Origin of the sequence: Natrarchaeobaculum sulfurireducens, assembly GCF_003430825.1 — an archaeon.
Taxonomy (GTDB): domain Archaea; phylum Halobacteriota; class Halobacteria; order Halobacteriales; family Natrialbaceae; genus Natrarchaeobaculum; species Natrarchaeobaculum sulfurireducens.
Window position 1 is genome coordinate 3402427 of the sequence record NZ_CP024047.1, and the last position, 26907, is coordinate 3429333.

General features: G+C 63.9%; 23 protein-coding genes. 13 read left to right on the forward strand and 10 right to left on the reverse strand.

Translation table 11 applies throughout. The features are described 5' to 3' along the window. Positions 1-345: 345 nt before the first annotated feature. Complete coding sequence (locus tag AArc1_RS17820; protein ID WP_117365607.1) at positions 346-543, reverse strand: hypothetical protein; 198 nt, start codon at positions 541-543, stop codon at positions 346-348. 231 nt (positions 544-774) lie between these two features. On the opposite strand from AArc1_RS17820, the gene AArc1_RS17825 reads away from it, so the two are divergent. Continuing rightward, on the forward strand, positions 775-1083 hold the full coding sequence (locus AArc1_RS17825; RefSeq protein ID WP_117365608.1) for a non-histone chromosomal MC1 family protein: 309 nt from the start codon (positions 775-777) through the stop codon (positions 1081-1083). A gap of 211 nt (positions 1084-1294) precedes the next feature. Here the strand turns inward: AArc1_RS17825 and AArc1_RS19580 are convergent, their stop codons facing one another. Together AArc1_RS19580 and AArc1_RS17830 are read right to left on the reverse strand one after the other, a co-directional pair. After that, a complete protein-coding gene (locus AArc1_RS19580) occupies positions 1295-1426 on the reverse strand; it encodes a hypothetical protein (protein ID WP_267130080.1) in 132 nt (43 codons plus the stop codon). 153 nt (positions 1427-1579) lie between these two features. Further along, positions 1580-3214, reverse strand: a complete 1635-nt coding sequence (locus AArc1_RS17830; protein WP_117365609.1) for a methyl-accepting chemotaxis protein — start codon at positions 3212-3214, stop codon at positions 1580-1582. A gap of 257 nt (positions 3215-3471) precedes the next feature. Between AArc1_RS17830 and pheA the strand changes: the two genes are divergently transcribed. From pheA to AArc1_RS17860, 6 genes are all read left to right on the forward strand, one after another. Further along, the gene (pheA, locus tag AArc1_RS17835) at positions 3472-4284 is read left to right on the forward strand and encodes a prephenate dehydratase (RefSeq protein ID WP_117365610.1); all 813 of its coding nucleotides are present in this window, start codon (positions 3472-3474) and stop codon (positions 4282-4284) included. Positions 4285-4372: 88 nt separating this feature from the next. Further along, positions 4373-4762 (forward strand): hypothetical protein, encoded by a 390-nt coding sequence (locus AArc1_RS17840; RefSeq protein WP_117365611.1) that lies wholly within the window; start codon positions 4373-4375, stop codon positions 4760-4762. Between the two features lie 51 nt (positions 4763-4813). Further along, on the forward strand, positions 4814-5272 hold the full coding sequence (locus AArc1_RS17845) for a peroxiredoxin (RefSeq protein ID WP_117365612.1): 459 nt from the start codon (positions 4814-4816) through the stop codon (positions 5270-5272). Between the two features lie 121 nt (positions 5273-5393). Continuing rightward, positions 5394-5813, forward strand: coding sequence for an Hsp20/alpha crystallin family protein (locus AArc1_RS17850; RefSeq protein WP_117365613.1), 420 nt, complete (start codon positions 5394-5396; stop codon positions 5811-5813). 145 nt (positions 5814-5958) lie between these two features. Next, positions 5959-8616: a leucine--tRNA ligase gene (gene leuS / locus AArc1_RS17855; protein WP_117365614.1), complete on the forward strand. Its 2658-nt coding sequence runs from the start codon at positions 5959-5961 to the stop codon at positions 8614-8616. Positions 8617-8720: 104 nt separating this feature from the next. Further along, positions 8721-8903, forward strand: a complete 183-nt coding sequence (locus tag AArc1_RS17860) for a hypothetical protein (RefSeq protein ID WP_117365615.1) — start codon at positions 8721-8723, stop codon at positions 8901-8903. 65 nt (positions 8904-8968) lie between these two features. Here the strand turns inward: AArc1_RS17860 and AArc1_RS17865 are convergent, their stop codons facing one another. Next, positions 8969-11170 carry a heterodisulfide reductase-related iron-sulfur binding cluster gene (locus tag AArc1_RS17865; protein ID WP_117365616.1) on the reverse strand — a complete coding sequence of 734 codons (2202 nt, stop codon included), beginning with the start codon at positions 11168-11170 and terminating at the stop codon, positions 8969-8971. Positions 11171-11351: 181 nt separating this feature from the next. Here AArc1_RS17865 and AArc1_RS17870 point away from each other — a divergent pair, with 181 nt between their 5' ends. From AArc1_RS17870 to sufU, 4 genes are all read left to right on the forward strand, one after another. After that, positions 11352-11942 (forward strand): conditioned medium-induced protein 4, encoded by a 591-nt coding sequence (locus AArc1_RS17870; protein WP_117365617.1) that lies wholly within the window; start codon positions 11352-11354, stop codon positions 11940-11942. 231 nt (positions 11943-12173) lie between these two features. Beyond that, positions 12174-12572 (forward strand): hypothetical protein, encoded by a 399-nt coding sequence (locus AArc1_RS17875; protein ID WP_117365618.1) that lies wholly within the window; start codon positions 12174-12176, stop codon positions 12570-12572. A gap of 50 nt (positions 12573-12622) precedes the next feature. After that, complete coding sequence (locus AArc1_RS17880; RefSeq protein ID WP_117365619.1) at positions 12623-13255, forward strand: HD domain-containing protein; 633 nt, start codon at positions 12623-12625, stop codon at positions 13253-13255. Positions 13256-13378: 123 nt separating this feature from the next. Continuing rightward, positions 13379-13798 carry a Fe-S cluster assembly sulfur transfer protein SufU gene (gene sufU, locus AArc1_RS17885; RefSeq protein WP_117365620.1) on the forward strand — a complete coding sequence of 140 codons (420 nt, stop codon included), beginning with the start codon at positions 13379-13381 and terminating at the stop codon, positions 13796-13798. A 283-nt stretch (positions 13799-14081) separates the two neighbouring features. Here the strand turns inward: sufU and radA are convergent, their stop codons facing one another. From radA to pspAB, 3 genes are all read right to left on the reverse strand, one after another. Next, positions 14082-15113, reverse strand: coding sequence for a DNA repair and recombination protein RadA (gene radA, locus AArc1_RS17890; RefSeq protein ID WP_117365621.1), 1032 nt, complete (start codon positions 15111-15113; stop codon positions 14082-14084). 358 nt (positions 15114-15471) lie between these two features. Continuing rightward, entirely contained in the window at positions 15472-16635 is a 1164-nt protein-coding gene (locus AArc1_RS17900; protein ID WP_228442360.1) for an outer membrane protein assembly factor BamB family protein, read from the reverse strand. Positions 16636-16732: 97 nt separating this feature from the next. Further along, positions 16733-17386, reverse strand: a complete 654-nt coding sequence (pspAB, locus tag AArc1_RS17905; RefSeq protein ID WP_117365623.1) for a PspA-associated protein PspAB — start codon at positions 17384-17386, stop codon at positions 16733-16735. A gap of 240 nt (positions 17387-17626) precedes the next feature. Here pspAB and AArc1_RS17910 point away from each other — a divergent pair, with 240 nt between their 5' ends. Both AArc1_RS17910 and AArc1_RS17915 read left to right on the forward strand, forming a co-directional pair. Further along, positions 17627-18298: an SWIM zinc finger family protein gene (locus tag AArc1_RS17910; protein WP_117365624.1), complete on the forward strand. Its 672-nt coding sequence runs from the start codon at positions 17627-17629 to the stop codon at positions 18296-18298. Between the two features lie 79 nt (positions 18299-18377). After that, entirely contained in the window at positions 18378-20237 is a 1860-nt protein-coding gene (locus AArc1_RS17915) for an acyl-CoA dehydrogenase family protein (protein ID WP_117365625.1), read from the forward strand. A 379-nt stretch (positions 20238-20616) separates the two neighbouring features. Here AArc1_RS17915 and hjc read toward each other — a convergent pair whose 3' ends face one another. The 3 genes from hjc to AArc1_RS17930 form a co-directional block, all read right to left on the reverse strand. Continuing rightward, complete coding sequence (gene hjc / locus AArc1_RS17920; RefSeq protein ID WP_117365626.1) at positions 20617-21138, reverse strand: Holliday junction resolvase Hjc; 522 nt, start codon at positions 21136-21138, stop codon at positions 20617-20619. Between the two features lie 72 nt (positions 21139-21210). Next, the gene (locus AArc1_RS17925) at positions 21211-22026 is read right to left on the reverse strand and encodes a CPBP family intramembrane glutamic endopeptidase (RefSeq protein WP_117365627.1); all 816 of its coding nucleotides are present in this window, start codon (positions 22024-22026) and stop codon (positions 21211-21213) included. A 66-nt stretch (positions 22027-22092) separates the two neighbouring features. Beyond that, positions 22093-26901, reverse strand: coding sequence for a PAS domain S-box protein (locus tag AArc1_RS17930; RefSeq protein WP_228442361.1), 4809 nt, complete (start codon positions 26899-26901; stop codon positions 22093-22095). Positions 26902-26907: the final 6 nt, after the last annotated feature.

The following is a 26907-nucleotide window of genomic DNA, read 5'->3' on the forward strand; positions in this document are numbered from 1 at the left end:
GCCTAAATAAGGGGTGGCAGCCGGGCATCGAAGACGAGACCAGTCGATCAGAAGAGTGAGAGGACGGCTGTGGTCACACAGGACACGACCTCGAGGTTCCCGTCGCCGGCTTCGAGTTCGACCTCGAGGCGATTCGCTGAGTAGCAACTCACCCGTCCCGTGGCCAGTTGCTAACGTTCTGTACCGCGAGTGAACGACGTGAGCGAGCGGGCCGACGACCGACTCGAAGTGAGTGAAACGAACGGAGAGGGGGAAGGAGTGCTTTTGATCGACCGTTTCTCGAGAGACGTTGTGCCTGCACCAGAATAGGTGGCAAAGGCGCGACAGACCGTAGACAAACGGTCGTTAGAATTCGTGTTCTACGTCATCCTTGTCGGCTTTCTGGATGATGATTTTGCCGTCTCGGACGCGGACGAAGACCTCGTCACCGATATCCATGCCCGCGACTGCGAGTTCATCTTCGTGCAGGTTGAGGTGCACGTTGTGATAGTTACCGTCTTCGTCTTTCGCACCGCTCGGACTCAGCTTCTTTTTCCGTACCATCGCGGGATTCTACGTCGAACTTCGCCGTAGGATATACTTAAGTGTTTTCTACGACACACGGACTGACACTCGAGCCGTACGTCACCGTGAAACTGGAAAAAGCTCGCGCATGAACGGGTACTGTGGGCAGACTGGAAGCCGAAATAACTTAAATATACCGGCGCTGTCGGTCGATTTTCGGGGATATCTTTATGTCGAGCCGTGTGTTTTCTTGACACGGAGGCGAAAATTATGGTACGTGAAGACGGCAAGCGAAACTTCGCACTGCGAGAGTCGGGTGGAGAAGAGACGAGTGTCTTTTCGGGGAACACCCCGCGGCAGGCGGCGCTCAAGGCGGCCCGACGACTCGAGCCGGGCTCAAGCGAGGACGAAGCCGAACGCGTCGAACTCAGGCTCCGCGAGAAGGGAACGGAGAAGGTCCACATCTACGACGGCTGGGCCTGGGAAGAGACCGCACCCGACGACAAACCGGACTGGATGCCAAGCGAGATCACTGAGGCGAACGTCTCGAAGAAAGGGATCGAACACCTCGACGAGTAAGCGACTCGACGGTTTTCTCACGAGCGACTCGACGCGAGCGGCGTCCACGGGAGCCCAGCCAGCGGACGAGTCGGTTCCGGACGACGACCCGCTCGAGCGTCGCTGCAGAGTGAAGAGAAGAAACAACCCAGCGGCTGGTCGGCTACTGTCGGCTTCACCCTCCGGGGTCAAGCCCCGAAACACTCGCCTCAAACCGCCTGTAGAACCGTCGTTAACTGGCGATGTCAGCTGAGTCGGCCCGATCCTCTCGGGTAAGGATAGAGCGCACCGAGAAGCCGCCGGTCGCTGCCGTCTCCTCGATGGTGTCGGCGTTGCGAAAGCGGAGCCCGCTGAATCCGAACACGCGAACCGCCTCGACGAAGGCGATCGAGAGATGCCCGGCAAAGTGGTCAGTGAGGGCGATGCCGCCCGTCGAAAGTAACGCCGTAACGACGAGCGCGCCTCAGGTGAGAACGATCAGGCTCCTGAGTTTAGAGGACGAAAGCGTCCACTACGGTCACTCACTCCTGGGTTGGCTCGCGGCCGGTCTGGCGCGCTGTTTCTCGAGCGTGAACGCGTCGATCAGCTCCTGCAGGCGCTCGGCATCCTCCCCGAGGATGGTCGCCGTCTGTGAAACCGATTCGATCGTCGCGCTGGTCTCTTCGGAAGCGGCCGCCGCCTGCTGTGCCCGATCGCTCGTATCCTCGGCGACGGTCGAAACGTCGTCAACGATCACTGATAACTCCTGGGCGGAGTCCGCTTGATCGTCGGCCGTCTGTGCGATCTGCTGGATGCTCGAGTCGACCTGCTCCATCTCCGTCACGACAGTCTCGAGCCGGGTGTCGAGGTCGTCAACGACCGTCGCGGTCTCGTTCATGCTTGCATCGACCGCGCCGATCTCGTTGGCGGTCGTCTCCGTGCGCGCTCTGATCGATTCGAGGGTGGTCTCGATGTCGTCGACAGCGGCCATCGTCTCCTCGGCGAGGGACTTGATCTCGTCGGCGACGACGGCGAAGCCGCTTCCGGCATCGCCCGCGGTAGCGGCTTCGATCGAAGCGTTGAGCGCAAGCAGATTCGTCTGGTCGGCGATGTCGTCGATCAACGCGATGATCTCTTCGACCTGTTGGGTCTCATCGGCGAGCGCGTCGGCCGTCTCGACGACCGTCTCCGTGTTGTCGACCAGATCGTCGATGTTCGCGGCCACGTCGGCCGCGGCGTCGCGACCGTCGTCCGCCAGGGCCGTGACCTGCTCTGACTGCTCGGCGATTTCGGTCGTCGTCGACGCCACTTCTTCGGTCGCCGCGGAGAGTTCGCTCACCTCGCTCGCAGCACCCTCGAGGTCGGTCGACTGGTCGACCGCCCCGTCGGCGATCGTCTGGACCGATGCGGCGACCTCCTGGCTGGCCGTTCTGATCTCCGCACTGGAGTCCTCGAGATCGACCGAGACGGACTCGACAGCGTCGGCGGACCGTTTGACCTCGGCGATGGTCTCGCCCATCCGGTCGAGCATGTCGTTGAACGACGACGCAATCGCCTCCATCGCCTCGTCGTCGACGTCGGGCTCGAGCCGTCGACTGAGGTTTCCATCGGCACAGTCGTCCATCACGTCCGAAAAGCGCTGTGCCTCGGCGATTAGTTGCTCGTTTCGTTCTTCGATTTGCTCACGCGTCTCCTGGACGCGTTGGCGTTCCGCTTCGACCTCCGTGGCCCGCTGTTCGGCTTCGGCTTTCGCCTGCCGGGCGCGTTCCTGTTCGGTCTCGAGCGTCTCGAGCGTCGCTTCCAGGTCGTCGCGCATCCGCTCGACGGAGGCGTACAGTCCGCCGATTTCGTCGACACGGTCGGTCTCGAGGTCGACGTCGAACTCGCCCTCGCCGATCCGTTCGGTTCGGTCACCGAGCCGGCGAAGCGACAGCGAGACGTTACCACCGAGGACGATCCCGAGCAGTCCGAGGTTCATGATGAAGACGACGACGAGCCCCGTCACTGCGGCGACGGCTCGTCCCTCCGCTTCTTCGAGTGGGCCGGTGACGGCGTGGCGGCCGAAAACGACTGCAAACAGGAGCGTCACCCCGAGTACACAGCCGACCATCGCCGCGATCTTCGCACTGTACCGCCGTCGAATTCGATCCGGAGTGAGCGTTTCGATCACCATCGTAGTTCCGACCGACCTCCCCGCCGCGAGCGACGGCAGGATCGGTTATTCGTGACACTATATTCGAGACAGATAATTGTTATCGCCGAGTGACACAGACAGTAAACAGGCCGTAGAAAACGCGAAAAGAGTAGACAGCCGGCTATCTCACATGTATGCTCGAGTTCAAACCGTTCTGTCACAGAGAGTTGTCGCCGACGTCGGTTCCGGCCTGGAACCCGACGGTCTTTTGACGTTCTCCATGTTACGAAGAGACGATGGCTGCAGTTACACTCGGCCCTGAAGGGACTTACTCACACCGCGCGACGCGAGCGATCGCCGACGGCGACGAGATCGCGTTTCGCCAGTCGGTGACGGCGATCGTCGACGCCGTCGCGGGCGGCGAGTACGATCGTGGCGTCGTCCCGATCGAGAACAGTATCGAGGGCAGCGTCACCGAGAGTCTCGACGCACTCGCCGAGTACGACGTCGCCGTCGTCCGCGAGATCGTCACCCCGATTCGACACGCCTTGCTCGCCCAGGGCGACGGGTTCGACACGATCGCAAGCCACTCCCAGGCGCTCGCACAGTGTCGGTCCTACCTCGAGCGCGAGTATCCAACCGTGACCCTGGAAGCGGTCGCGAGCACGGCCCAGGGCGTCGAGTTCGCACGCGAAGACCACTCGGTTGCGGGGATCGGCCACCCCGCGAACGCCGAAAACGGACTCGAAGTGCTCGCCGAGGACATCCAGGACCAGGACTCGAACGCGACGCGCTTTTTCGCAGTTGCACCGCTCGAGGAGCGCTCTCGAGGCGGCGGGAAGACGTCGGTGGTCGTCTATCCGAACACGAACTATCCCGGACTGTTACTCGAGTTGCTCGAGCCGTTTGGCGACCGCGATATCAACCTTTCGCGCGTCGAGTCGCGCCCGAGCGGTCAGCGTCTCGGCGACTACGTCTTCCACGTCGACGTCGAGGCCGGCCTCTATGAGTCGCGCACCGAGGCAGCGCTCGAGGACATCGAGTCCCTCGCCGAAAACGGCTGGGTCAAGCGCCTCGGCTCCTACGACACGGAACACGTCGTCGAGTGAGACCGGTCTCGGGCGTCGGGTTACATGGCCGTTCGCCGATTCGCTGTTGGGAACAGCCCTTTTATACCCAGCATCAGTATCATCGACGATGACGGCGAATACGCTTCCAAAACCGAGCGAGTACGAGTGGGATTTCGAGCAACGCGGCGGCGTTGGTATCTGGTTCATGTCGGGCTGGCAGGGGTTCGCCGACGAGGACCTCGAGGCAGCGAGCGATCACTACCGGGAGCGAGGAAAACGATCCGACATCGACGCGACGCTCGCGGTTTTCGGCGACGAGACGAAACTCCCCAAAGAGACACAGGAGTTCATGGGCGAGGCGTGGTCCGAAAATGGCGAGTACACCGGGGTCGAACGGATCGGGTTCGTCGCCGAGGGGATCACGGCAATGGCGGTGAAATCGAACGTCGATGTCGACGGGGCCGAAGTCGAGAGTTTCACGGACCTCGAGACGGCCCTCGAGTGGGCTCGGGCGTAGCCGGGCGGACACACCGAAACGGGTTTGCCACCGTTTGCAGTACGTGACCTCATGCCACTCGAGCCGGGCGAATCAACTCCGACGGTCACCGCATCGAATCAGGACGCCGAGAACGTCACGCTTACGTTCGAGACGCCAACGGTGCTGTACTTCTATCCGAGAGACGACACGCCGGGTTGCACCATCGAGGCCAACCAGTTCCAGCGCGAACTCGAGACCTACCGAGACGCCGGGGTCTCGGTCTACGGCGTCTCGATCGACGACGTCGAGTCCCACGAGGCATTCTGTGAGCAGGAGGGCCTCGAGTTCGACCTGCTGGCCGATCCGGACGCCGAGATCGCCGCGGCGTTCGACGTCGACCGTCGCGAGAGCGGTCCGACCGAGCGAACGACGTTCGTCCTCGCCGACGGCGAGGTAAAAGCCGTCTACGAGAACGTCGACCCGGACGGCCACGCACGTGACGTCCTGTTCGACGCACTCGAGGCGGAACTGGTCTCACTCCCCGACTGACGGACTCACAGTCTTCCCGGCTCACGTTGTGCCCCTCGAGCACTCACGACTGGACGATAGTCGCCGTTCTGACCTCCAGTCGCGGGCAGATTTTATCCCGCTCGAGCGCCTACAGGGTGGTATGCGACGAAACCCGTTCGACGAACTCGAGGAAATGGTAGACCGAATCGGCCGCCAGGTCGAAGAGGGAATGGTCGGCGGCGGCCTTCAGGTTCCGGGATCGGTTCCTGTCGACGTCGTCGACACCGGCGAAGAGTACGTCGTGACGGCGGACCTTCCGGGGTATGAGACCGACGACATCGAACTCACGCTCACCGACGGAACGCTCCGACTCGAGGCGAGTCGAGCCGAGGCGGAATCGCACCTCGAAGGCGAGCACCTCCGGCGCGAACGAACGCGGAAGACGGCCAACCGGCGAATTCAGCTGCCGGAGCCAGTCGACGAGGACTCTGTGTCCGCAGGCTATGAAAGCGGGGTGCTGACGGTTCACCTGCCGAAAACCGACGAAAGCGAGGAGTCGAAAGCGATCGATATCGAGTGATCGGCTCTCGAAGCCGGCGGCAACCGCTCCGGTTCCAATCCTGTCGTTGGCATCACCGCACTACCTTTTGACGAGGAAGTCGGCGAGCGAAAGCACCGGGATGGAAAGCTATAGGGCGACCTCGCTCGCACACGTATATAAGCAAATGAGTGATGCGGGATACGACCACGCGACGGTCGAACGGCGCTGGCAAGCGGCGTGGGAGGAGTCGGACGTCTACCGGACGTCCGACGACGTCGACGACCCGACGTACGTCCTCGGGATGTATCCATACCCGTCAGGGAAGCTGCACATGGGTCACGTCCGTAACTACACGATCACGGACGCCTACGCCCGGTATCGCCGAATGTGTGGCGACGACGTTCTCCACCCGATGGGCTGGGACGCGTTCGGACTCCCCGCCGAGAACGCAGCCAAAGAGCGCGACACCAACCCTCGAGACTGGACGATCGACTGCATCGACACGATGCGCGAGCAGATGGAGGCGATGGGCTTTGGGTACGACTGGGACCGGGAAATCGCCACCTGCACGCCCGAGTACTACCGGTGGAACCAGTGGCTGTTCACCCGGTTTTACGAGGAAGGGCTGGTCGAACGCCGCGATGCGGAAGTGAACTGGTGTGAAGAATGTGAGACCGTCCTCGCCGACGAACAGGTCGAAGGCGACGATGAACTGTGCTGGCGCTGTGACTCGCCCGTCGTCCAGCGCGACCTCGAGCAGTGGTTCCTTTCGATTACCGAGTACGCAGACGAGTTGCTCGAGGCGATCGACGACCTCGAGGGCTGGCCGAACTCGGTCCGGCAGATGCAGCGCAACTGGATCGGCCGCCAGTACGGGAGTGAGGTCGACTTCGAGATTTCGGGACACGGACCAGTCACTGCCTTCACTACTCGAATCGATACGATCCACGGCGCGACCTTCTTCGCGCTCGCACCGGATCACCCGATCAGCGAGGAACTCGCCGAGGAAGACGAAAACGTCCGTCACTTCGTCGAACACGAGGCCGACCCCGATGGCGACGAGCCTAACGGCGTCGAGACCGACCTGACCGCGACCAATCCCGCAACCGGCGAGGAGATTCCCGTCTACGTCGCCGACTTCGTCCTCTCCGACGTCGGGACGGGCGCGCTAATGGCGGTCCCGGGTCACGACGAACGCGACCACGCCTTCGCCACGAAGATGGGCGAAGGGATCGTCCCCGTCGTCGCACCCGAGCCCGCCGACTGGGACGGCGAGACCGTCCCCGACGCGCCGGACGTCAGCGAGGCGGCGTTTACCGACGACGGCGTCCTCGTCAACTCCGGCGACTACTCCGGGCTCGACAGCGAGACTGCACGGGAGCGGCTGACGGCCGACCTCGAGAGCGCCACGGGGTCGACCCAGTACCAGCTGCGCGACTGGGGTATCTCCCGACAGCGCTACTGGGGGACGCCGATTCCGATCGTCCACTGCAGCGATTGTGGCTCGGTTCCAGTCCCCGAATCGGAGCTGCCGGTCGAACTCCCCGAGTTCATCAACACCTCTGGCAACCCGCTCGACGCCGCCGAGGAGTGGAAACAGACGACCTGTCCCGAGTGTGGCGGCGACGGCGTCCGCGAGACGGACACGATGGACACCTTCGTCGACTCCTCGTGGTACTTCCTGCGGTACGCCTCGCCCGACCTGGAGACGGCCCCGTTCGACGTCGACCGCGCCAACGACTGGATGCCCGTCGACCAGTACGTCGGCGGCATCGAACACGCCGTGATGCACCTGCTGTACTCGCGATTTTTCACCAAGGTGCTCGCCGACTACGAGGGACTCGACCACCGCGAGCCGTTTACGAACTTACTCGCTCAGGGGATGGTCCAGCTCGAGGGCGAGAAGATGTCCAAATCGAAGGGCAACGTCGTCTCACCCCAGCGGATCGTCGAAGAGTACGGCGCGGACACCGCTCGCCTGTTCATGATGCAGGCCGCCCAGCCCGAGCGGGACTTCGACTGGAGCGAGGAGGGTGTCCGTTCGACGAACGCCTTCCTCACGAGGCTGAAGGAGATGGTCGAAGCGTACGTTTCCGGTCAGCCCGACGGCGAGGACGATGCCGTCGCGAGTTACGTCGACGCGGAGATCGACGCGACGATCGCCATCGCCGACGCGGAGTACGACGACCTCACGTTCAACAGGGCGCTACGTGAAACCCAGGATCTGACGCGGACGCTGCGGCAGTACGCCGACTACACCGAACCCCACGCCGACACTTACGAGCGCGGCCTCTCCGCGGTCGTCCGGCTGCTGGCTCCCGTTGCACCGCATCTCGCCGAAGAGCTGTGGAGCGAACTGGGCAACGACGACTTCGTCGTCGACGCCCCGTGGCCGACTGCCGAGGTCGACCGCGATCACGTCCGAAAACGCCGCCAACTCGTCGAGAACACGCGCGAGGACGTTCGCGACATCGTCGAGGTCGCCGGCATCGAGGACCCACAGGCGATCGACGTCGTCGTCGCCCCCGAGTGGAAGTACGACGCCTTAGAGATCGCAATCGAATCCGACGCCGACAACCTCATTGGCGAACTCATGCAGCAGTCACATATCCGCGAGCAGGGCGACGCCGCCGCCAGCTACGGCCAGGATCTCCAGGTCGAACGCGAGGCTCTCTCGATGACACTCGATCCCGAGGACGAACGCGAGGCCCTCGAGTCGGCTGCCTGGCTGCTCGAGCGCGAGTTCGACGCGCCGGTGTCGGTCCTGCCAGCCGACGAGGCCGACACGGGCGTCGTGAAGAAGGCCGAACCCGGCCGACCGGCGATCGAGATCGAGGACTGAACGCACTGGTTTCTCGAGGACGTTCACCTCGAGCACCGGATTCGGAACCTGGATCGGTTTTGAACACACGGCAGTTGTATCGTGGACATGTAGCTGCGCACGATGTGCGCGGAACTCGAGATCGACGATCGGACGACGACGTACTCGAGTCCCTGCAGGCGGAAATTCGACGAGAAACTGGGCGATACGTGACGAAAGGAAAGCTTCTAGAACGGATCGTCGCCAACGCCTCCGAATCGGACGACGTAGCATCGCTGTTCGACGAGAGCCCGGCTACCGACGACTAAGTCGAGTACAGAACGAACGACCGGACTCGATTACCGGCAGAAAAGCTCGTTCGTAACCGAGGTGATCAGTCCGCTGCGACTTCGAGGTTCGCCTCTTCTTCGGCGCCAATGGCCTCGACGATGAGTTCGGCGACGTCGACGATCTCGATCTCGTCCTCGTAGCCGCCCGTTTTGCGGCCGTCCTCGTACATCGTCATGCACATCGGACAGGCGACGACGAATTTTTCGATGTCTGCGCCAGCGTCGGTATCCTCGAGCGCCTCGCGGATGCGTTCTTCGCTGGGTTTTGGCTCTTCTTCGAAGTCCATCCAGAGGCCGCCACCGCCACCACCACAGCAGAAGGCGTTGGCACGGTTGCGTGGCATCTCGTCGAGCGTACAGCCCGTTGCCTTGATGAGTTCGCGCGGGGCCTCGTACTCGTCGTTGTACCGACCGAGGTGACACGGGTCGTGATACGTGACGGTGTAGTCGAGTTCGGTGCCGGAGAGCTCGAGTGTGCCTTCCGTGACGAGTTCTTCGACGGCCTGGGTCCAGTGGAGGACCTCGATTTCGCCGTCTTCGTTCCACTGCTCTTCGATTTCGAACGGCATCATCGGGTCGTCAGCGAACTCCTCGAAGTCGACCTCCGGATACTCGTTTTTGAACGTGTTGTACGAGTGGGGATCGGTACAGACGATCTTCTCGAACTCACAGTCCTCCCAGGTCTCGACGTGGTGGCCGGCGAGTTCGACGTAGAGGAACTCTTCGCCGACGCGGCGGATGTCGTTGCCGTCGTACTTTTCGTCGTCGAAGAGGATCCCGAAGCTGACGTCGGCTTCTTTCAGGATCGTCGCCAGCGAGCGAGCGACCTGCTTGTTGCGCTCGTCGTAGCTCGGGAAGTCGCCAACGTACCAGAGGTACTCGACGTCCTCCTCGCGAGCGTCGGAGACGTCGAACTCGAGGTCGTCGGCCCAGTCGCCCCGCGAGCGCGGCGAGTCGCCGAACGTGTTGCCGTTTTGCATGACGTTCTGGAAGACGTCTTGCATGCTGGGGGCGATGTCGCCCTGGTCGGTCATCTGGCGGTTGAGTCGCGTAAAGGACTGGAGGTGTTCGATCTCGACGGGACAGGCGTCCATACAGGCCATACAGGCCATACAGGACTCCATCGTCTCGGTGTTGATCACCGAGGTGCCGCCGTCGGCGACGATCGCCTTCTCGTCGCCGCCGTTGTCGAGTTCCTCACGGTACTTTTTCAGGTCGAGGATGACGTTGCGTGGGTCGAGCGGTCGGTCGGAAGCCTTCGCGGGGCAGACCGACGAACAGCGGCCACACTTGGTACAGGCATCCTGATCGAGCAGTTCGGACCAGGTGAAGTCGTCGATGGACTCGGCGTTGGTCGCATCCAGATCAGCCGGAACGTTGGGCAGGCGTTTGCCCGCTTTCTCGTCGCGAACGACGACGTTCGCGAACGACGAGAGCATGTGGAACGGCTTGGCGTAGGGAATCCACGCGATGAAGAACAACGCGACCAGCGAGTGCTTCCACCAGACGAGCCAGTGAATCGTCTCGGCGTTGAAACCGGCGTGGGCGAGTGCGACGTAGTCGCTCGGATTGCCCGCGGCGCCGGTCGTGGGCACGCCAATCGCCTGGAACACCAGCGCAATGGCGTAGCCGACGAAGCTGACGACCTCGTGTTCTGGCATGCCGGTTACGTAGATTCGAGCGCCCTCGAGCAGGAAGCCACCGACGCCGAGGACGAACAGTGTCCAGATGAAGATATCGTCCTCGAGAGAGGTGTGTCGCCCCCAGAGACGGTGGTTACGCACCCAGTAGCGACGATACATCGCCATCCCGATTCCGACGACGAACAGCAGTCCCATCGCGTCGACGATGAACTGGTAGGCGAGATAGAAGTCGCCCTCCCAGAAGACGATGCCGAAGAGCAACTCGGTACCGTACTGCTCGACGGCGAGGATCGTCGTCGCGATCAGCAGCGTCAGGAAGCCCCAGAGGATAAACGAGTGCATCAGGCCGCCGTAGAGGTCGCGATTGAAGTTCTTCTCGTTCGAGAGGACGGTCTTGGTTGCGCTGACGATCCGACTCGAGAGGTCGTTGAGTCTGTCGAAGGGGTCGTCGTCGCCCGCCGCGTACCGGCTGAATCGCTGGTACACGCCGAAGGCGAACACCGCAATGGTGATAACGACCAGCAGGTAGAACAGCAGGTACTCGGTGTTGCTGATCCCCAAGTACGTCTCCCGTCCCACCTCCGATTGCGCTACAACGTTCATGTGTAAGGACGTGCGGGGACGAGACTTAATTCTTGTCACACCTTCTCGAAGGGGTTCCCGATGCAGTCTTGCGTAAATTTACCATCTATTGTCAGTTTATAATTGTTGACGGTGTTCGATCTATCCGGCCGACGCAATCTGGCAACAGGCTTATATAGGCGCCCGTCGGGAGTGTCCACTCATGAACGAAAAGACGGAAGAACTCCGGGACATCTTCACCGACGTTACCGACGGCGAAGAGACGATTACCGAATCCCAGGAGGACACTCGCGGCTCGCTCCCGACCGACGATCGATCCGAACGAGAACGCCTCGAGAACGTCGTCACACAGATGCTCGAGCGCTACAGCTTCGAAACGTCACTATCGACCGACGACCTCATCGGGGTCGCCAGAGGGTTTTACGATGATAAGAGCGACGGCGACGTCGCCGACGACCTCGAGACCGACGAGGGAACGGTGTTCGAGGCCCGCATGTCGTTGCACCTCATTGGGGAGGACGACGCCGACGAGGTCGACTTGGTCGCGATTCGCAGCCGCGACGAGAGTGACGCCACCCTCGCCGACGAGTACGACGTCACCAAGGCCCAGATCCAGCGCTACCGTCGCGTCGCTGAGGCTCAGGACGAATCCCGAGCAGCCAACGACCGGTACCGTGACGAGTTCGATAGCATTCTCGCCGACGCTGACCTTTCCTCGCACATGACCACCGACGTCCGTGAAGACGGCCTCGAGGACGCGACCGAAGGGATGGAGACGGACGTAGAGTTCTGAAATCCGAGAGGTCGTTTCTGGTACTGTTGAAACCCGTTTACATAACAAACACTGGCCGCGACTGTCGCCTCGTCGAGAAACGACGGCCGGAACGCCAGCGATCTGTTCCAGCCCCACACTGTCCGCACAACCAGCCACAACCGCGTCTCCTCATCGATTGACGATCCAGACTGCAATTGTGCCATGTTACCAGCACACTACTTTATTGTGCATGGTCTATAATATCAGGACATGCCAGCGTACCGTCAGCAAGATCCCGAACTGGTCGTCAGACGATGGGACCGCGTGTTCGACGCCCTCTCAGCCGAACCGCGACGACAACTCGTCGATGCGCTAATGGACGTCCCCGACGACGGCTGGGTCCAGTTGCCGGATGCGGCCGTAACTCCCGCTATAGAAACGAGCCTCGAGACGCTCCACCTCGAGTTACAACACCAGCACCTCCCGTTGCTCGCAGACGGCGGCTACGTCGAGTGGGAGCGAACGCCGTTTTCGGTCACCCGCGGGCCGCGGTTCGACGAGGTCCGAATCGTCCTCGACGGACTGTACGCAAACGCAACCGACATCCCCGTGCGTCTGGTCGCCGGCTGCCAGACGCTCGAGGAGAAAGTCGAGCAGACCGAGTTCTGACTGAGGGCGGCGACGGTACGTTTACGACTGGCTCGTCGAAAGGCACGTGCATGCTCGAGACGGTTCGCAGCCACGCCCGATCGTACTTCGAGGACGCGCCCGCAGCCCACGACTGGCACCACGTCGAGCGTGTCGAGACGATCGCCGAGACGCTCCTGGAACGCCATCCAGAGCGGGCAGACAACCACGTCGTGAAACTCGCCGTCTACCTCCACGACATCGGTCGGGAGCGAGAAGACCGCGGCGAGGTCGACTGCCACGCGGAGTGGGGCGCCGACGAGGCAGGACGGATTCTCGCGGACGTCGGCGCTGCCGACGAAACGATCGAGTGCGTCCGCCACTGCGTGCGCGCTCACCGCTACTCGAACGACGTCGAACCGACAACGCTCGAGGCGGCGCTCGTCGCCGACGCGGACAACCTCGACGCGCTCGGTGCGGTCGGGATCGGGCGCGTGTTCGCCCACGGGGCGGTCGTCGGCTCACCCCTCTACGACCCCGCGGTCCCGCTCGAGGCCGACGAGTCGGCCGCGGGAACGACCCAGTACAATCACCTCCACAAGAAGATCCTCACGCTTCCCGAACGGATGTACACCGACGTCGGCCGCGAACTCGCCGACGACCGCGCCGCGTTCGTTCGGGCGTACGTCGACCGCTTCGAGCGGGAGATCGACGGCGAACGGTAAGCCGTTTTCCACCCAGTCACTGTCGGTGACCGAACCCGTCGACGCTGCGTAACCGATTTCGATATCGAGTCACGGTGAGCCCCGGAATCCTTTTACAACACAGCGGTCTATTCCGGGATACCGATGGGACTGGGCTCAGACATGTACAGACAGCAGATCCTCGACCACTACAAGAACCCCCGGAACTACGGGGAACTCGAGGATCCGACGTTCTCCCACGTCGGCGAGAACCCGATGTGTGGCGACGAGATTCGAATGGACGTCAATCTCGCCGACGACGGCGAGACGATCGAGCAGGTCGCGTTTACCGGCGACGGCTGTGCCATCAGCCAGGCATCGGCGAGTATGCTCTCGAGCGAACTCCAGGGCAAGACCGTCGAGGGACTGCTCGAGATGGACCGCGACGACGTCGTCGACATGCTCGGCGTCGACATCTCCCCGATGCGCGTCAAGTGTGCCGTCCTGGCTGAAAAAGTCGCTCAGGACGGCGCGGAGATCTATCAGGGCGACCTCGAGAAAGACAGGACGACGACCGAAGACTAGCGGCTACCGGTTTCGGCTCGAGTCGATTGGGGTGGGTGTCCACCCGGTATGATGCGCCGATGAGCGCCTGCTGGGCCTCGGCTCCGGCGGATGCGCTGACGAACCGATCGCCGCCCGTGACCGACGACGCTTCAGCCGGTGGGCTCGGCTCGCTGGTCACCGCGTGCAGACATGCACCCGACTCCGATGGTTCGAAGGTGGTGAAGGCGGGACTGACGCCGCCATCACGAACGAGAATCGGCCGCTCGAGGCGTCAGAAAACGAGGGTTGGGGCAGTGTAGCGTTACTCGGGCTTTAATCCGACGTCCTCGACGCGCATGACGGCCTCGCCGTCGGCGAGGTTCGGCGCGTCGACCAGGCGGACGATCCGCTTGTCGCCTTTGGACTTGCGCAGGTAGATGCGGAACGTCGACTTGTGGCCGAGGATGTTGCCACCGATGGGTTTCGTCGGGTCGCCGAAGAAGGCGTCGGGGTTCGAGGTGACCTGGTTGGTGACGATGACGGCGGCGTTGTAGAGATTGCCGACCTTGTCGATATCGTGGAGGTGTTTGTTGAGCTTCTGCTGGCGGTTCGCGAGTTCGCCACGGCCGACGTACTCCGCACGGAAGTGTGCCGTAAGCGAGTCGACACAGAGCAGGCGAACGGGATACTCGGAGTCTTCGTGCTCGCTCGCGAGTTCTTTGGCTTTCTCTGCGAGGAGCATCTGGTGGTTCGAGTTGAACGCCTTCGCGACGTGGATGTACTCGAGCATCGAGTCGACGAGTTCGTCGAGTGCCGCCTCGTCGTTCGCCGAGCCTTCGATCTCGCGGTCTTCCATCGCTGCCTCGATGGCCTCATCCGGAAGCCCGCGGACCATGTCGTCGATCCGCTCGGGGCGGAACGTGTCCTCACTGTCGACGAAGATACAGGAGCCGTGGAGCCCGCCGACTTCCTTGGGAAGTTGAACGTTGACCGCCATCTGGTGGGTGACCTGGGATTTCCCCGAGCCGAACTCGCCGTACACTTCGGTGATCGACTGGGTTTCGATGCCGCCACCGAGTAAGTCGTCGACCTCGTCGATGTGCCAGCTCAGTTTACCGATCTTGTTCCGTCGCTCGAGGACGGTCGAGCCGGTCTCGAAGCCGCCGACGTCGGCGGCGTCTCGGGCTGCGCGGACGATGTCGCCAGCCGTGGAGTCGCCGACGTCGGCCGTGTTCGACAGCTCTGCGGGAGCAGCGACGGCCAGGCTTTCGAACGAGTCGTAGCCTGCGTCTTTGAGTTTTTCTGCGGTCGCCGGTCCGACGCCAGGGAGTTCCTCGAGATCTGCTTCGGGCATACTCCACCGTTGTGCGGGACCCCTGATAAACCCTCGTTAACAGGGGAGTGAAAGTGAAACTGGACGACGGCGTGGGGCCACTCGAGAGAGCTATTCGGAAACCGGACAGTAGTGGGGACGAGACCATCGAATAGCCGTGACAGTTGGACGAGCTAATCGACGTCTCGATGGCCGTCGACGGTGCTCATATGTGTGTCGATGACAGCCACGTCCGAGTCCGGCGGCTCGGGTGGGGCGACTTCCTTCAGGACCGACTGTTACGGCCGATCGTTCGCGACTGCCGACCCGTCGTCACAGCCGACTGTGGGTTCGATCGACGGACGAGCAAGGCGAGTATCGGGGCTTGACCCGAGGCGATTTATCTCGAGGGCTGGTCGGCGGGTGACCACTCGAGACAGTAGAGTCGCTCGTCCTCGCAAGGGACGAACAGACGGGTGGCACCGACTGCAGGGGTGTTCGTGACCGGGCCGTCGGCGGCGAAGTACCACCAGTGATCGTACCGATGAGCGTCAATCCCGTAGACGGAGCCGGTCGTGTCGGCGGCGCAGACGACGTTGCCGACGACGACGGGTGAGGCACGGATCTCGCCGTCCAGCGCCAGTCCCTTCTTCGAGAACAGCCAGCCGCGGACCTTCCGTCGGCCGAACGTCGTGTCAGTGACGTGGACGTAGCCGTCGGCCGCACCGACGAACGTAGTTCCCTCCTCGAAGTCCACGTCGGTCGTCGGCACCTCGTCGACGGCGACCGTCTCCCCGGTGAGGACCGTCACGGACGCGGTAAACGGATCACGGGTCTTGTAGGTGAACCACGACTGGCCGTCCGCGCCGTCGAGCGCGAGCAGTCGGCCAGCGTCGTCCGCGACGTATACGCGACCGTCGGCGATCGTCGGACCACCGGCGACGACCCCGTCGGTCGGAACCTCCCACACCGACTCGCCGTCTTCGGCCTCGAGCGCCAGGACGGTCTCCTCGTCGGTGGCGACGAAGACGCGGGGGCCGCTCCACTCGCGGTCGTCGGCGACTGCGGGCGAACCGGCGACCGCTCCCTCTGTCTCGTGTGTCCACAGCAGGTCGCCGGTTTCGGCCGTGAGCACCGAGAGCCCGTCGGCGTGGCCGACGAACAGCCGCCCGCCCTCGAGCGTCGGCGCTCCAGCGAGCGCACCCGACACCTCGACGTCCCATCGAGGGTCACCCGTCGCAGGATCGACCGCGCGGACCGTTCCGTCCTCGGTAGCGAAGTACACGAACTCACGCGTGACGACCGGCGCGGTCTCGGTCGACAGCGTCGTCTCGACGGTCCAGCGTCGGCGCCCCGTCTCGGCCTCGAGCGCGTACAGGTTTCCACGGGTCGTCCCGACGTAGACGGTGTCGTGGTCACAGACCGGCGTTCCGACGGGGCCGGTCAGATCGACCGTCCACGCCTCCTCGATTCGGCGTGGCCCCTCGCGGTCGGCACTGACTCCCGAATGGGAGGCGTCTCCCTTATACTGGTTCCAGTCGTCGAACTGGTGCAACTCACTCACTGCTCGAGGATACCGAGCGAACCCGTATAATGGAGGTGGGTTCAGGTCGACGGCTACTGGAGCGACTGGACGTCAACGAACACGCCGTCACGTCCCGTTACTCCCAGGGATGAGTCCCGCTCGAACTCGGCCACAGCGGATACCAGTACTCCTTCTCGCGTTCGATCTCGAGTTCGCCGTCGAGGGCCGACTCGAGTTTGAACTCCGCGCTCGAGTCGCGCTCGCGGCCGGGGCGGGGAGCGAACGGGTAGTAAGCCCCGCGGCGGAACGAGTAGATCCAGTAGGCCGTCCCGCCCGCTCCGGCGGCGTCGCCGCCTCCGTCACGATGGCGCGCTGCGCTATCGCCGCTCTCGTAGCCGAACACGGCCGCCAGCAGTCGCGAGCCGTAGCCGTGCTCGATGAACGTGTCGGCAGCGAAGTGCATGCTCGTGATCAGGTCCTCCGGGTCTGCGTCCTCGAGGACGACCCAGTGGTAGCCGTGGTCGTCCTCGGTGACGCGAAAGTCGGTTCCGGTGTCGGCCCGTCCGGCCTCGAGGATCGCCTCGACTTCGCCGACGGTCTCGCGGAAGCTGTGGGAGTCGACCCCGGAGAAACAGAGCGCCCCCACACCGAGGGAGTCGTAGCCCAGTTCGGCCTCCATCGTCAGGTAGGCGGTGCTCATCCCGAAGAGGTCCTCGGGGTCGGCGTCGCGTCTGGCGTCGGCTTCGGCGCGCAACCCGAGGGCAGCACGGAGTCCGTCCAGCAGTCCCATACACCCAGGAACGCACGCGATCCCTTAGAAGCCTCGTGTCGCGGGCGGTCGTCACCGGGAGAGAGATTCGCCCCGCCGTCGCGGGCATGGGAAGTTCCTCGAGTCGGCCCGTCGAGTTTCGGCCGTTTGTTCGGAGCCGGTGAATAACAGCCGCTTTGACGCCCAGCACGGCCGTTATACGCCTCGAGACCCTACTCGACTCGAGTAGCTAGCCGACCAGTTGCGACCCCCGATGCACCCATGAAAACGACAGCATCACCGAAAGCACCGCTGCCAGTACCGGCCTCCGACCACCTCGAGGAGCGGTCGCTCCGTGCGCGCACCGAACCGATGTCGGTGCTCCCGCTGGGCGACGGCCTCTACGAGGTCGAGTCCGCGAGCGACCACAGCTACCTCGTCGACCTCGAAGCGGGTCGCTGTACCTGTCCGGATCACGTCTTCCGCGGCGTTCGGTGCAAGCACGTTCGTCGCGTCGCAATCGAAATCACCGAGGGACGAACGCCGCCACCCGGTCAGGTCGGCGTCGCCTGTCACGACTGTGGCGAGCCCGTCTTCGTGGACGAAGACGACGCGATCGAACCGTGCTACTGCCACGGCCACGCCATTTGGCCCGGCAATACCGTTCGGGACCGCGAGACCGGCGATCTGCTCACCGTCGTCGACGTCTCCACCCTGCGGGCCGACGCCGTCGAGATCCGCGAGGCCGACTGTACCGTCGCCGAGTACGGTACTAACGAGCGCTACGAGCCGGACGTCCCCGTCGTCGGCGCGGTCTACCCCCACGCTCGAGTCAAACCCAACGGCGTCGTCCCGCGCTCGCTGAAGGTCTACACCTTCCCCCGGACGCGGCTCGAAAAACGGCCGGACGGATCGCGACGGGACGCCCGGCGGAGTCGTTCGTCAGCCCGGTAAGGTCCGCCGACAACGTCGACGAACGCACGTCCCGTTGAAATCAGCCGTTTTCTTGTCCGTTGCTATCGAAGCCCACAGTATGACCGACGGGATCGATTACGACGACTTCGAGGCGGGACGGCACGTCAACTACTGGGAACTCGACCGGACGCTCCAGCGTGAACTCCGCCGGGTGTACAAGGCGGACGAGTTCGCGTGGGCCGAACCGCGACTCTCCGAGTTCGGCGACCTCATTGGCCACACCGTCGCTGACAACGCGGATTACGTCGACGACCACGGACCGGAACTCGAGACGTACGACGAGTACGGCGACGTACAGAACCGCGTGCGCTATCCGGCCGAACAGCTCGAAAACGAGCGGGCGGTCTACGAGGCGGGCATCGTCGCCGACTCGTTCGAGACGCCGCCGGGTCGGGACGAGCCGATGGCACTCAGCCACTACCTCGCGCAGTTACACCTGCTGTGTTACGCCGACGGCGGCTTCGGCTGCCCAGTGGCGATGACCGCCGGCGCGGCGCTCGTCTTGGAGAAGTTCGACGACGGCGACCTCGAGGGCTACTACGACGGACTCGTCAGTCGGGAGTACGACGACCTGCTCGAGGGTGCAATGTTCCTCACCGAAGAACAGGGTGGCAGCGACGTCGGCGCGAACGAGACGACCGCCGAGTACGACGAGGCGGCGGGCTGCTGGCGGCTCACCGGCGAGAAGTGGTTCTGTTCCAATATCGACGCTGAGGGGACGCTCGCACTCGCCCGGACGCGGGACGCCCCCGAGGGAACGGACGGCCTCTCGATGTTCCTCGTCCCACACGGCGACCCAGACGCGGGCGTCCTAACGAAAGGCGAGCGCCAGGAACACGCCGGCGCACTGCCGGGGAAGCGGCTCAACGACCAGCGATACCGACGGCTCAAGGACAAGCTCGGCACCATCGCGGTCCCGACGGGCGAAGTCGAGTTCGACGGCACGAAAGCCCTCCTCGTCGGCGAGGAAGAACAGGGGTTCAAGCAGATGGCGGAAATGCTCAACCTCGAGCGACTGTCGAACGCCGCCGCCTCCTGTGGGATCATGGGCCGGGCGCTGCTCGAGAGCAAGGTCCACGCCGCCAACCGCGAGGCGTTCGGGAACACGATCGACCAGTACCCACTCATGCGCGAGGACCTGGTCGACATGGCCGTCGACTACGAGGCGGCGACGGCGTACGTCTTCGAGACGGCGCGGCTGTTCTCGGAGCGCGAGCGAGCCGAACGCGCGGCCCGCGGCGACGAGTCGGTCGACGTCGACGAGGGCGTCGCCGAGGACGCCTATCGGCTGATGCGGCTGTTGATCCCGATCGCCAAACTCCGGACCGGCCGGATGGCCGTCGATACGACCTCCTACGCCATGGAAATCCAGGGTGGCAACGGCTACGTCAACGACTTCGTCACCCACCGACTGCTCCGGGACGCCCAGGTGTTACCCATCTGGGAGGGTACCGAGAACATCCTCTCGCTCGACGTCCTCCGGGCGCTCGAGGCCGAAGCCGCCCACGAGCCCCTGACCGAGGCGATCCAGGAACGGCTCGATGCGGTGACACACCCCGCACTCGAGGAGTCGGCCGCAATCGTCGACGCCGAGTTCACCGACCTCGCGACCGCGCTGGCCGCACTCGCTGGCGAGGACGACGACTACGTCCAGCTCTCGGCGAAACGGCTCGCCCACTATATTTTCGAGGTGTTCACGGCGGCACTGTTGCTCGAGCAGGCCCAGGCGAAACTCGAGGAAGGTGACGGCCGCCTGGCGCTGGTCGCAACGCGGTTCGTCACGACCGAACTCGAGAACCGCGAGGCCCGCGGGATCACGAGCGGCGACCGCCTCCCGCTCGAGGCGTTCGACGCGATCGTCCGGTACGCGCCGGTCGAACCCGGTGCCATCGAGACGCCGCTCGAGGCCGACGACTGACCGGGGCCGTTGCCCGACGTCGCCGCTCGCTTTGGGACAGAAAATCAGGCATTCGACGATTCCCAGTTTCGGACGTCGTACCAGAACCGTTACTGAAGCCGCGTTCCAGGATTTAGGCGTGGGACACACCCACCACCCACACCCACCCAATCGCACCAATCCACCCAACGCTGTCGCTGGACTCACCTGACGGTCGCGCCGACGCCCACTTCATCGGCGCGGTTGCCGTTCAGTGACCGTTCAATGTTGCCGTCGGAGACGTCCCTAAAAATCGGGCGATTACAGGCGAGAACGTCCGTCTCCAGCCGTCTTTCGCACCCGATCACAACTGTCCCGACGAGCGACCGACGCTGGCGTCGATGTCGGTGCCGGCCGCCACCTACTCGAGCAACTCCGCTGCTTCGTCGACGTCCATCACGTCCTGTTTGACGGCGTTCAGTATCCGGACGATCTCTTCGTCGGGGCCGTCGTTGCCGTCGGCGGCGACGTCTTCGAGCGTGACTTTCTCGCTCTCGCCGACGAACTCGGGGAAGTCGGTTCCCTCCGCAATCGCCGTTTCCTTTTTCACGCGGTAGTTTCCGCCGTCGGTAACGTAGAGGTCGCCGGGGTGAAAGAAATACCAGTCTTCGCGGTCGAATCGGACGCCGATACGGGGTTTCGCGCCGAAGTTGTTCGCGAAGTAGATCAGGGCCTCGACCTCCTCGCCGGTGAGGTAGATCGGGTTTCCAGAACTCGATTTCGCCTCGATCGCATAGAAGACCTCACCATCGCCGGCGAGCACGTCGGGAAGTTCGCGGTCCGTCGCCGAGCCGCTGGCGGGCGCACGCATCACCGCGAAGCCGGCATCGTCGAGTGCGTTGACGAGTTCCCGCTCGCGGCGGTCACCCTTCGCCTGGGACATACCCGCCTCTCTCATGCGGTCGGTAATAAAGGGACGGACCCCGACGCGGAGCCAGCCGCTGTCGGGTAGGGGTCAGAACGCGACGGCGACGACGGCCAGGGCGTCGAAGAGTATCGACGGCGTCTCGGCCCCTTCGAGGTCGAACTCGAGGGCAACGTAGAGCAGGCCGAACTGGACGGCGTTGAACACCGCGTGAGCGGCTGTCGGGACCAGAAGGTTGTCGGTTTTCGCATAGAGATATCCAAAGATGACTGAGCCGCCGAAGATGACCGAGAGTGAGACGGCGGTCGCCAGTGCCGACTCCGCGTAGATGACGTAGACGGGGAGGTGTACTGCGGCAAAGATCACGCTCGCGGCCACGACCGCCTGAATCCGGGAGAACGCGGCATAGAGGCGTTTTTGGATCACATTGCGAAAGAGGAACTCCTCGGCCGGTGCGTTGAACAGGAAGACGATGGCGATCATCACCAGGATCATCGTCTGGTCGTCGCCGACGAACTCGAGAACCTGACTCTCGGCGGCGGGCAACTGCAGTAACTGGATGAGGACACTCACGACGACGAAAAAGAGGATGGCCACAAGCGAACCGCCGGCGAGGTATAGCCAGTCCCGTTCGGTCGGCCACCGGAGGTCGACGAACGACCAGCCGCGGCCGGTCGTTTGGAGGTAGATCGCGCCTGCGAGGGCGAAGCCAAGGAAGTTCAGGACGAAGAAGGCCGTCCGCGTCGCGATTGGCGTCTCTGCCGGCGCGCCGGCGATGGCTGGCTCGAGGACCAGTACAGGGTAGGTCGTCACCTGCGTGGCGGCGATGCCGAAGACGGCCAGTCCGAACGCGACGAGCATCGCCCGGAGCGGGCCGTCCTCGAGTCGCTGCGGAGACGAGTCCATGACCCGATGTACGAACAGGAGGGCCTTTTTCGTTCCCCTCTCGGTCGACGCGACGAGGGGCTCCGGTTAGCTGGCCTCCCTCTCGGCTGGCGTAGCCGTCTCCGGCTCGAACAGCTGGGTTAACAATCGTTGCTGGGCGATCCGCAGGTGTCGGTTGACCGTCGGCTGGGAGACGTCGAGCATCTCGGCGACGTCTTCGCCGGTGCTCTCGCGGGGCCACTCGAAAAAGCCCGCGAAGTACGCCGTCCGCAGGACCTCGAGCTGGCGGTCGGTCAGTTCGTCGAACAGCGCGGTGACGAGTTCGCGTCGGGTGTGCATGGTTCGTTCGACGTGCTGGCGACTGCGGAGGTCGACCTCGCCGTGATGGTCCGCGACCACCGCGACGAACTCCCGGACGTCGGTTCCGGTCGGGACGTCGACGGTCACGACGGTCTCGTCCCCGTCGGCGCGGATCGTTCGGGGGCTAGCACCGTGGCGAACCAGCCGGGAGGCGAGAGTGTCGCCCGCGACGAGTGCTTCGAAGCGACAGCGATCCTCGTCGTGGCTGATCAGCTGGTGTTCGGAAACCGAGACGAGATCCGTCAGGACCTCGCTGACCGCGTCGGGTGACGAGCCGCGCGTCTCGAAGAACAACACGGTGTCCTCGCCGGTGTTCGTCCCCAGCCCGTCGAATGCGACGCGAGCGTTCGTCAGTGAGGCGATCCGCGAAAGGACGTCCGAGGAATCGGACAGCGAGAGCGTGAGTTCGACGAGCGTCTCGGCGTGCAGTGCCTCTCTGGTCTTCGTCGCAGTGACCGCGTTCGCGATCGCCTCGCCGAGTTCGGTGAACACCGTTTGCTCGAGCGCCGTGAACGCGTCCGGTTCGGTCGCGTAGACGGTCAGGACGCCGTAAGAGTACTCCTCGAGTTCGAGCGGAACACTGATCGCCGACTGGAAACCGGCGTCCAGCGCCTGGCGTCGCCAGGATTCGTGCTGGAGGTCCTCGATCACGTTCTCGACGACCGACGGCTCGTCGCTGCGGGCCGTCTTACAGGACGGCTCGGTCGAGCCGGCGACGTCGAGTGAGATCCGGTCCAGATACTCCTCGTTCGAGCCGGCCCAGGCGACGGGCTCGAGAGAAGCATCAGCCGCATCGGGCCGGCCGATCCAGGCGAACGCGACGCCGTCGGCTTCGACGAGTCGTTCGGGGACCGTTCGTTCGATCTCCGCCCGACTCGTCGCGCCGATCAGCGACTGGTTGACCCGCCTGATCGTGTCGTTGATCGTTATCTGTCGGCGGAGCCGGCGGTTTCGCGCCTCGAGTTCGGCGTCGCGTTCGCGCAGGTTGGCCTCGCTCTCGAGGCGATCGAAGGCGGCTTCGATGGTCGCGACGAGCGTCTCGATCGACCGGCGTGACTGGGCGTCGATCGGCGCACCGTCGGAGGCGGCCGTGAGGACGCCGTGGTCGCCGACCGGCACGACGACGGCGCTCTCGACCACCGCGTCGAACACCTGTGAGCGATCGAACGCGGTCGGGTCATCGACGACCGTCTGTGCGCCCGTCACGAACGCGTTCCAGAGCACCGAGTCGCCGTTACCGACCGTCGCCGACGGGTCGTCACTCGAGAGACGGTCGAACGCGTCGGTGTGTGCGATCGGAACGAGCCGGTTCACCTCGGCGTCGAGGCGGTAGAGCGCGACGCCGGTGGCCTCGAGAACGTCTTCTGCGGCGTCGATGACGATCTCGGCGACGTCGTCGGCCGTCTCCGCCCCGAGCAGGCCGCGGGCAGCCTCGTGGAGCGACTCGAGTGTGAGTTCGCGCTGTTTCAGGTCGGTGACGTCCTGGAGTGCGCCCTGGTATTTGATGAGGTCGCCGTCTTCGTAGACTGGCACTCCGAAGACGCGAACCCACCTGGTTTCCCCAGGGGTGGGCTGCATCCGAGCCTCGATGTCGTAGACCGTCTCGCTCGAGATGGCCGCCTCGAGTGTCTGGCGAACCCGGGCTCGATCCTCGGGATGGTACTGATCGATCGCCATCGAGAGGTCGGGCTCCGTGTCCTGCGGTAAGCCGTGTAACTGATACAGCTCCGTCGTCCAGGTCGGCACCGGCGGCTCGGTGCGCAAATCGAGTTCCCAACCGCCGATGCTCGCCAGATGCTCGACCCGCTCGAGCAGTGCCCGCGTTCGCTCGAGTTCTCGCTCACGTTCTTTCCGGTCGGTAATATCCTGGATCGTCCCCCTGACGGCGACGATCTCACCGTCCTCGACGACCGGTTCTGCCAGCGATCGGACCCAGCGATGCTCACCCTGTTCCGTAATGAACCGTGCCTCGAGGTCGTAGGCCTCTCCGTCCCGAATCGCCTCGTCGATCGCAGATCGTAGCCGGGGCCGGTGGTCCGGGTGGTAGTGATCGAGCCCCACACCGAGTTCGAGTTCGTCCGGCTCGACGCCGTGGATTCGGGCAGCCTCGCCGGTCGCTCGAGCCTCGTACGGCTCCTCGGCCACGTCGAGTTCCCAGCCGCCGACGTTCGCCATCTGCTGGGACTGCTCGAGCAGCGTCCGCATCCGCTCGAGTTCCCGCTCGCGTTCCTTTCGGTCGGTCACGTCGCGGAGGACGCCGACCGTCCCCTGGAACTCGCCATCTGTCAATGGCAACAGTGCCATGTGGTTTTCGACGTGGACCTCCTCGCCGTCTTTGGTACGAAGTGTAATCTCGAACGTCTGGGACGGGTCGTTCGCTCTGAGCAGTTCACGGATCCGTTCCTGGGCGGTCTCGACGTCCGACTCGGTCATCACCGTCGAGACGTGCTCGCCGAGCAGTTCCTCGGACTCGTAGCCGAGAATCGGTGTGATCGCATCGTTGAGGAAGGTGAAGCAGCCCTCGTCGTCGACTTCGTACACCAGTTCGTCGAGCACCTGGATGATCGTCTCCGAGCGCTCGAGTTCGCGCTCGCGTTCTTTCCGATCGGTGATATCCTGGATCGAGCCATGGATCGTGACGACCTCACCGTCCTCGCGGACAGGCTCACCCAGAATCCGAACCCACCGCTGGTTGCCACCGGCCGTGAGTAGTCGCACCTCGCATTCGTACGACTCCCCCTCGGAAATCGCACGATCGACAGCCGATTGGACCGTCGGCAGATCCTCAGGGTGATAAAACTCGATAGCCTCCTCGAGCGTCATCTCGACGTCGGGCTCCAGACCGTAGATGCGGCCGGTCTCGGCCGTCCATCGGAGATTGTACGGCTCCTCGGTCACGTCGAGTTCCCAGCCGCCGACGCTCGCCAGCTGTTTCGTCTGTTCGAGAAGCCGCTGTGTGCGCTCGAGTTCGTGTTTGTTCTCGACCTGTTCGGTGACGTCGATGATGACTCCTTCGAGGTGCTCGAGCGAGCCGTCGTCGTCGAAGACACCCCCACCCTGCTCTTTGACCCACCGACGCTCGCCGTCGGCCGTCTGGATGGGGAACGTGGCCTGAAAGGTCTCGCGTTCGTCCACCGCCTGCTGGACCGTCTTCCGGAGTTCGTCGTGATCCTCGAGCATAACGTCCTCGGCCCAGTTGACGGTGCCGTCGACCAGTTTCTCGGGCTCGTAGCCGGTGAGTTCGAGCGCACCCTCGCTGACGAACTCGAACGGCCAGTCCGGCTCGTTCGCACACCGGTAAACCATTCCGGGAACGTTGCTCATCAGGGTCGACAGCTCCCGTTCGCGCTCGTGAAGTCGGCGCTCGGTCGTCTTACGCTCCGAGACGTCCTCGAGCACCCCCATCATCCCGACGATCTCGTCGTCTGTATCACGGATCGGCGCTTTCGAGAGACTGACGTCGACCGTCGAGCCATCCCTGGTCTGGCGCTCGAGTTCGACGCCGGTGACGATTTCGCCGGCGCGAAGCCGCTCGAGGAATATGTCGAACTCCGACTTACAGTCGTCCGGAACCGTCGGCAACGGTTCACCGATGACCTCCGCTTCGCTCCAGCCGAAGATCCGTTCTGCCGCCGGGTTCCACAGGCGGACGGTGTCCTCGAGGTCGACCGCGACGAGCGCTGCCGGCGACGCCTCGACGATCGCGTTGAGCCACTCGGTTCGCTCCCGGAGGTCGCGTTCGTCGTCGCGGCGGGTACGGTTCGCCACCCAGCGCTCCAGAACGCGGCTCACCTCCCGACCCACGACCTCGAGAAATCGCCGCTCGTGGTCGACTACCGGCTGTTCACGAGCATCGTACTCGACGAAGCACAGGGTCCAGTACCGGTCGCCGTCGACCTCGAGCGGCCACCCCAGACACCGACCATCCGTGTCCGCCCCAGCACTGGGGTCGGCTTTGACGAGGTCCTCATCGACGTCGGACATCGCCATCGACGTCTCGGACGCAAGCGTCCGTCGCCAGTGAGGTCGTGACAACGCCCGCTCGAGGGCGGCTCGACGGTCCTCGTCGACGCCGTTCCAGTGAGCGAACTCGACGGCAGCGTCGGCGTTCTCGTCGGACCGGACCACGACGCCGGCGTCGGCGTCGAGTCGGTTACAACCCAGTTCGAGCAGCCGTTCGACTGTCTCGCCGTCGTCGTCACTCTCTGCGGCGATCCGGTGGACCGCCTCCCGATGCCGCTCGCGTGCTGCGAGCCGGCGGGTCCGCTCGGCGACGGTGCTCGTCAGGTCGTCGATCGCCGCCGATAACTCGCCGAGTTCGTCGTCGCGGTCCAGCCGGAACTCCCCCTCCGGGAGCGGCTGGTCTGCAACGTCACCATCGTCGAGACGGGCATCGAACGCGCGAACGTCGTCCGTGAGTCGCTCGAGCGGGCTCGAGCGGTCGGTGCTTCCCCCAGCTGCGAGTGCGAGAACGCCAGGCCCGACCGAGCCGACGGCGAGGTCGCTTACGAACTCGACGAGGACGGCGAGTACCACCAGTGC

Coding starts and splice junctions, on each gene's coding strand:
- AArc1_RS17910 (WP_117365624.1), top strand. CDS start 17,627: ATGAAAACGACAGCATCACCGAAAGCACCGCTGCCAGTACCGGCCTCC.
- AArc1_RS17830 (WP_117365609.1), bottom strand. CDS start 3,214: ATGGTGATCGAAACGCTCACTCCGGATCGAATTCGACGGCGGTACAGT.
- AArc1_RS17870 (WP_117365617.1), top strand. CDS start 11,352: ATGAACGAAAAGACGGAAGAACTCCGGGACATCTTCACCGACGTTACC.
- AArc1_RS17915 (WP_117365625.1), top strand. CDS start 18,378: ATGACCGACGGGATCGATTACGACGACTTCGAGGCGGGACGGCACGTC.
- AArc1_RS17840 (WP_117365611.1), top strand. CDS start 4,373: ATGACGGCGAATACGCTTCCAAAACCGAGCGAGTACGAGTGGGATTTC.
- AArc1_RS17925 (WP_117365627.1), bottom strand. CDS start 22,026: ATGGACTCGTCTCCGCAGCGACTCGAGGACGGCCCGCTCCGGGCGATG.
- pspAB (WP_117365623.1), bottom strand. CDS start 17,386: ATGGGACTGCTGGACGGACTCCGTGCTGCCCTCGGGTTGCGCGCCGAA.
- AArc1_RS17825 (WP_117365608.1), top strand. CDS start 775: ATGGTACGTGAAGACGGCAAGCGAAACTTCGCACTGCGAGAGTCGGGT.
- pheA (WP_117365610.1), top strand. CDS start 3,472: ATGGCTGCAGTTACACTCGGCCCTGAAGGGACTTACTCACACCGCGCG.
- AArc1_RS17820 (WP_117365607.1), bottom strand. CDS start 543: ATGGTACGGAAAAAGAAGCTGAGTCCGAGCGGTGCGAAAGACGAAGAC.
- AArc1_RS17875 (WP_117365618.1), top strand. CDS start 12,174: ATGCCAGCGTACCGTCAGCAAGATCCCGAACTGGTCGTCAGACGATGG.
- hjc (WP_117365626.1), bottom strand. CDS start 21,138: ATGTCCCAGGCGAAGGGTGACCGCCGCGAGCGGGAACTCGTCAACGCA.
- radA (WP_117365621.1), bottom strand. CDS start 15,113: ATGCCCGAAGCAGATCTCGAGGAACTCCCTGGCGTCGGACCGGCGACC.
- sufU (WP_117365620.1), top strand. CDS start 13,379: ATGGGACTGGGCTCAGACATGTACAGACAGCAGATCCTCGACCACTAC.
- AArc1_RS17865 (WP_117365616.1), bottom strand. CDS start 11,170: ATGAACGTTGTAGCGCAATCGGAGGTGGGACGGGAGACGTACTTGGGG.
- AArc1_RS17850 (WP_117365613.1), top strand. CDS start 5,394: ATGCGACGAAACCCGTTCGACGAACTCGAGGAAATGGTAGACCGAATC.
- AArc1_RS17880 (WP_117365619.1), top strand. CDS start 12,623: ATGCTCGAGACGGTTCGCAGCCACGCCCGATCGTACTTCGAGGACGCG.
- leuS (WP_117365614.1), top strand. CDS start 5,959: ATGAGTGATGCGGGATACGACCACGCGACGGTCGAACGGCGCTGGCAA.
- AArc1_RS17845 (WP_117365612.1), top strand. CDS start 4,814: ATGCCACTCGAGCCGGGCGAATCAACTCCGACGGTCACCGCATCGAAT.